This window comes from Streptomyces sp. CBMA123 (genome assembly GCF_014596465.1).
Lineage (GTDB): Bacteria > Actinomycetota > Actinomycetes > Streptomycetales > Streptomycetaceae > Kitasatospora.
In genome coordinates, this window is sequence record NZ_MECK01000308.1 from 1 (window position 1) to 5,773 (window position 5,773).

A 5,773-nucleotide genomic window follows, 5' to 3' on the forward strand; every position below is an offset into this window, starting at 1 on the left:
GTTTCGGTGGTCATAGCGTGAGGGAAACGCCCGGTTACATTCCGAACCCGGAAGCTAAGCCTCACAGCGCCGATGGTACTGCAGGGGGGACCCTGTGGGAGAGTAGGACGCCGCCGAACAATTCTTCAAGGCCGCGGCCCCAGCGATTCGCTGGGGCCGCGGCCTTTTTGTGTTTTGCGAACTTGCACGAAACCGGCAGACCGGGACTTCCGCCCAGGCGCGGACGCTTCCGACATGCCGGACAATGGAGATGGTGCTCGGCCAGGAGGCCGGCGCCGATACCGCGTGACGGCACTGGTGTTGCTCGGTCCGCGGTGGAGCTGAAGCAGCAGAAGGAGTCACCAGGATGTCGAACCAGCCCGAGGGCCGTCCCGAGCGTCGATCGGACGACGGCCGAGGCCACGAGCCCCGGTCCCGTGGGGGCTGGTCCAACGACCGTGGCGGCTTCCGTCGTGACGATCGTGATGACCGTCCGCGTCGTGACGAGCGTGGTGGCGACCGTCCGTCGTACCGCGACCGCGATGACCGTGGCGGCGACCGCGGCGGCTTCCGTGGCGGCGACCGTCCGCAGGGTGGTGGCTTCAACCGCGACCGTGGCGGCGACCGTCCCCAGGGTGGTGGCTTCAACCGCGACCGTGACGACCGTGGCGGCTTCCGCCGCGATGACCGTCCGCAGGGTGGCGGTTTCAACCGTGACCGTGGCGACCGTCCCCAGGGCGGTGGCTTCCGCCGGGACGACCGCCCGCAGGGTGGTGGCTTCAACCGCGACCGCGATGACCGTGGCGGCTTCCGCCGCGATGACCGTCCGCAGGGTGGCGGTTTCAACCGTGACCGTGGCGACCGTCCCCAGGGCGGTGGCTTCCGCCGGGACGACCGCCCGCAGGGTGGTGGCTTCAACCGCGACCGTGACGACCGTGGCGGCTTCCGCCGCGATGACCGTCCGCAGGGTGGCGGTTTCCGCCGGGACGACCGCCCGAGTGGCTTCCGTCGTGACGACCGTGACGACCGTGGCGGCTTCCGCCGCGATGACCGTCCGCAGGGTGGCGGTTTCAACCGTGACCGTGGCGACCGTCCCCAGGGTGGCGGCTTCCGCCGGGACGACCGCCCGCAGGGTGGTGGCTTCAACCGCGACCGCGATGACCGTGGCGGCTTCCGTGGCGGCGACCGCCCCCAGGGCGGCGGCTTCAACCGCGACCGCGATGACCGTGGCGGCTTCCGCCGTGACGACCGTCCCCAGGGCGGTGGCTTCCGCCGGGACGACCGCCCGCAGGGTGGTGGCTTCAACCGCGACCGCGACGACCGTGGTGGTTTCAACCGCGACCGCGGCGACCGCCCGCAGGGTGGTGGCTTCAACCGCGACCGCGATGACCGTGGCGGCTTCCGCCGTGACGACCGCCCCCAGGGTGGCGGTTTCCGCCGGGACGACCGCCCGAGTGGCTTCCGTCGTGACGACCGTGACGACCGTCCGCGTCGTGACGACCGTGGCGGCGACCGTCCGTCGTACCGCGACCGCGATGACCGCGGCGGCTTCCGTGGCGGCGACCGTCCCCAGGGTGGCGGCTTCAACCGTGACCGTGGCGACCGTCCCCAGGGCGGCGGCTTCCGTCGCGACGACCGCCCGTCCGGCGGCTTCAACCGGGACCGCGACGACCGTGGTGGCGACCGGGGCCGTCAGGACTACGACGACCGTCGCGGCAACTTCGAGCCCGTCAGGCGCCTGCCGATCCCCGAGGACGTCACGGGCTTCGAGCTGGACGCGGATGTGCGCCAGGAGCTCAAGAGCCTGCCCAAGACCCTCGCGGACGACGTCGCCCGCAACCTGGTGATGGTGGCCCGCCTGCTCGACAGCGAGCCGGAGGAGGCGTACCAGTACGCGCGCGTCGCGCTGCGACTGGCGTCCCGCGTGGCCGCCGTCCGTGAGGCGGCCGGCTTCGCGTCGTACATGACGCAGCGGTACTCCGAGGCGCTGACCGAGTTCCGCGCCGCCCGTCGGATGACCGGTCGTGCCGACCTGTGGCCCGTGATGGCCGACTGCGAGCGCGGTCTGGGCCGTCCGGAGCGGGCGCTGGCGATGGCCGGCGAGCCCGAGGTGAAGCAGCTGGACAAGGCCGGCCAGGTGGAGATGCGCCTGGTGGCGGCCGGTGCCCGCGGCGACATGGAGCAGTTCGACGCGGCCGTCGTCACTCTGCAGAGCCCGGAGCTGGCCTCCAGCGCGGTGCACTCGTGGACCGCGCGTCTGCGGTACGCCTACGCCGAGGCGCTGATCGCGGCCGGCCGTGCCGACGAGGCCCGTGACTGGTTCGCGAAGGCCGCCGAGGCCGACACCGACGGTTCGACCAACGCCTCGGAGCGCCTGGCCGAGATCGACGGCGTCGAGTTCACCGACGCGCTCGACCCGGAGCTGGCCGAGGACGACGCCGACCAGGCCGACGCCCCGGCGAAGAAGCGCGCCGGCGACGTCGCCGACGACCGCGTGATCTTCGAGGACGAGGAGGACGTCGAGGAGTTCTACGACGAGGACGACCTCGAGGTCGACGAGGACTTCGACGGCGTGGTGCCCGAGCGTGCCGAGGACGCCGAGGCGGAGCAGGCCGAGCAGGCCGAGGCCAAGGGCGACGCCCGGAGCTGAACGCCCTGAAACGCCGTGAGGCCCTGCCGATCCCCTCAGGGATCGGCAGGGCCTCACGGCGTTTCAAGGGCTATTGCTGCCCCGGTGGACCGGCCAGACGGGACCGCTCCGGCGGACTCGCCGAGCCGGCCGAGCTAGCCGAGGGGAAGACTGCGCAGCACCAGCCCGGTGGCCGGCTTCGGCCCGAACGAGGTGGACTTGCGCGGCATGGTGACGCCCTGTTCGGCCAGCCGCCGCACCACGCTCTCCCGGACCGGGTGCAGCAGCACGGCGGTGCCGCCGGAGCGGGCGGCCTCGCGCTCGGCGGCCGCGGCGGTGTGCAGGTAGCCGATGTCGTCGGGACCGTCGGGGACGTGCCAGGTGTGGTCGAGCAGGGTGGCGTGCAGCACGGTGGCGTCCAGGTGGCGCCACTCCTCGGGCCGGTCGTGCGGCACGGTCGCGTCGAGCAGGGCCTCCTCGGGCTCGCCGAGCAGCCAGAAGACGCCGTCGCCGCCGGTGAGGACGAAGCCGTTGCCGCCGTGCCGCTTCTGCTCGGCGAGGGCCTGGAGCGCGGCGGTCAGCGGGCCGGGGACCTCCTTGACCTTCCACTGGTCGCCGAGCTTCTCCAGCGCCTCGGCCACCGGCAGCCGGTACAACACGCGGTGGATGGCGCGGACCCGCAGCGGGTAGCGGGCGGTGTCCACCAGCAGCACCATGCCGCGGTCCCACGGGCTGCGCGGCAGGTGGCGGTGCTCGCGCTGGAGCCGCAGGTACATCTCCCAGCGGTGGTGCCCGTCGGCGATCAGTGCCCGGCAGGTGGCCAGGTCGCGGCCGATCGCGGCGAGGTCGGCGGGGTCGGTGACGGCCCACAGACGGTGGTGGGTGCCGTCGCTGGTGGCGGTGGAGAGCAGCGGCTCGCCCTCGACGGTCCGCTCGATGACGGCGGAGGCGTCGCCGTGGCCCCGGTAGGTCAGCAGCAGCGGTTCGAGGTTGGCCCGGGTGGTGCGCATCAGCCCGACCCGGTCGGCGACCGGCCGGGGCATCACGTCCTCGTGCGGGAGGACGACGCCCGCCTCGGGGCCGCTCACCGCCAGGGCGCCGATCAGCCCGCGCTGGAGCAGTTCGGGGGTGTCGCCGTCGCCGGGCACCCGCTGCTCGTACACGTAGATCGCCGGCTCCGGGTCGGCGGCGAGGACGCCCTCGCGCTGCCAGCCGGTCAGCAGCCGGGCGGCGTGCCGGTACTTGGTGTCGCGGTCGGGGCGGTCGCCGACGTCCTCGGGCTCGGGCCGGGGCAGGATCAGCCGGACCACGTTGTGCGGATCGGCCGTCTCCAGGTCGAGCCGACGCCCCGGGTCGACGACGTCGTACGGCGGCGACATCACCGAGGCCAGCGCGCCGACCCGGTCCTGGACGTAGCGCAGGCCACGGAAGGGGGACAGGGACAGGCCTGCGGTGGCGACGTGCCCGGGATCGCCGGGGCCGCCCACGGGAGTCTCGACTCCGTCTTCTGCACTGGGTGTGCTCATTCTGGGCATCGTAACCGGGTACGCGTTGTTGAGAGATCGGAATACCCGTGCCGACCTGTGGGGCGGGTGTGCGACCGAGGGCGAGGTACGGCATGGAGGACGGGCAGGAGCGGCTGGGCGGCGGGGCTCCGGGGGAGCGCGTGCCCACGGGTGGCGTCCCGGCGCAGGGGCGGCCCGGGGAGCCCTCCGGGGACGTCTACGACTGGTTCCGCCGGGGCGCGCAGCTGCTGGCCCAGGGGCACCCCGCGGCGGCCGAGCAGCTGCTGGTCCGGGCGGCGGAGGCCGAGCCGCACTCGCGCAGCATCCGGGAGGCGCTGGCCCGGGCCCAGTTCGACGCCGGTTCGTACGCGGCGGCGCTGGAGAACTTCCGGACCGTGGCCCTGGCCGATCCCTCGGACGACTACGCTCAGTTCGGGTGGGGTGTCGCCGCGGCCCGGCTGGGCGACTTCGAGACCTCCGCCGAGCACCTGGCGCTGGCCGTGGCCATGCGGCCGGAGGCCGACCACTACCGGGCGGCGCTGCGGCAGACCCGGGCGACCCTGGCGGCTCGCGCCGGGGCGTTCGGCCCGCTGCTGCCCGGTGTTCCCGCCGACCGGAAGCGCCCGAGCGGCGAGCCGGAGGCGGGTCTTCCCCGGCAGCCCGGGGGACAGCCCGAGGGCGTCAACGACGACGCCTGAGCGGGCGGGCAGTGACGAGCAGACCAACCGCAGTGAATGAGGTAGCGCAGGCATGACCGAGACGGCCACCCCCGCACGACGGACCGCCCCCGGCGGCAGCGAGCGCCCGCTGACCGAGGCGTACGACACGGCGCTGCTGGACCTGGACGGCGTGGTCTACGCCGGCCCGCACGCGATCGAGCACGCCGTGGACTCGCTGGCGGCCGCCCGTACGGCCGGGATGCGGCTCGCGTACGTCACCAACAACGCCTCCCGCCCGCCGCGGGTGGTCGCCGAGCACCTGACCGAGCTGGGTGTGCCGGCCGCGCCCGCGGACGTGATCAACTCTGCCCAGGCGGCCGCCCGGGTGGTCGCCGAGAAGGTGCCGGCCGGCGCGAAGGTGCTGGTCGTGGGCGGGCTGGGGCTGGAGGAGGCGCTGGCCGAGCGCGGGCTGGTCGCGGTCCGCTCGCTGGACCAGGAGCCGCTCGCGGTGGTGCAGGGCTTCGACCCGTCGGTCGGCTGGGCGCAGCTGGCGGAGGCCTCGTACGCGGTGCGCGGCGGGCTGCCCTGGGTCGCCTCCAACACCGACATGACGGTGCCGACCGCGCGCGGCATCGCGCCCGGCAACGGGACCCTGGTGGCGGCGGTGCGGGCGGCGTCCGGAGTGGAGCCGGAGGTGGCGGGCAAGCCGCTGCCGCCGATGCACCGGGAGACCGTGCTGCGGACCGGCGCGCGGCGGCCGCTGGTGGTCGGGGACCGGCTGGACACCGACATCGAGGGCGCGTTCAACGGCGGGGTGGACAGCCTGCTGGTGTTCACCGGGGTGACCACCCCGGCGCAGCTGCTGGCCGCCCCGGTCGAGCACCGGCCGACGTACGTGGCGGCCGACCTCCGCGCCCTGCTGGTCCCGCAGCCGGCGGTGACGGCGGCGGACGGCGGCTTCGCCTGCGGCGGCTGGACCGCCACGGCGGAGGGCGGCGTGC

Annotated in this window: 4 protein-coding genes, 1 rRNA gene and 1 pseudogene; 5 read left to right on the forward strand and 1 reads right to left on the reverse strand. The window is 74.2% G+C overall.

Annotation, left to right across the window (positions count from 1 at the left end; translation table 11 throughout):
- Positions 1 to 2 precede the first annotated feature (2 nt).
- From rrf to BG452_RS28380, 3 genes and pseudogenes are all read left to right on the forward strand, one after another.
- Positions 3 to 119, forward strand: a 5S ribosomal RNA gene (gene rrf, locus BG452_RS28370).
- Positions 120 to 460: 341 nt separating this feature from the next.
- A pseudogene (locus BG452_RS48185) lies at positions 461 to 1,621 on the forward strand (hypothetical protein); the annotation flags it as partial.
- Between the two features lie 141 nt (positions 1,622 to 1,762).
- Positions 1,763 to 2,629, forward strand: a complete 867-nt coding sequence (locus BG452_RS28380; RefSeq protein ID WP_317621265.1) for a tetratricopeptide repeat protein — start codon at positions 1,763 to 1,765, stop codon at positions 2,627 to 2,629.
- 134 nt (positions 2,630 to 2,763) lie between these two features.
- Here BG452_RS28380 and BG452_RS28385 read toward each other — a convergent pair whose 3' ends face one another.
- On the reverse strand, positions 2,764 to 4,134 hold the full coding sequence (locus BG452_RS28385; protein ID WP_188307204.1) for a DUF1015 family protein: 1,371 nt from the start codon (positions 4,132 to 4,134) through the stop codon (positions 2,764 to 2,766).
- A gap of 92 nt (positions 4,135 to 4,226) precedes the next feature.
- Here BG452_RS28385 and BG452_RS28390 point away from each other — a divergent pair, with 92 nt between their 5' ends.
- Both BG452_RS28390 and BG452_RS28395 read left to right on the forward strand, forming a co-directional pair.
- Complete coding sequence (locus BG452_RS28390) at positions 4,227 to 4,811, forward strand: tetratricopeptide repeat protein (RefSeq protein WP_188307205.1); 585 nt, start codon at positions 4,227 to 4,229, stop codon at positions 4,809 to 4,811.
- Positions 4,812 to 4,863: 52 nt separating this feature from the next.
- Positions 4,864 to 5,773: HAD-IIA family hydrolase (locus BG452_RS28395; protein WP_188307206.1), on the forward strand; the 910-nt coding region annotated here is incomplete at its 3' end.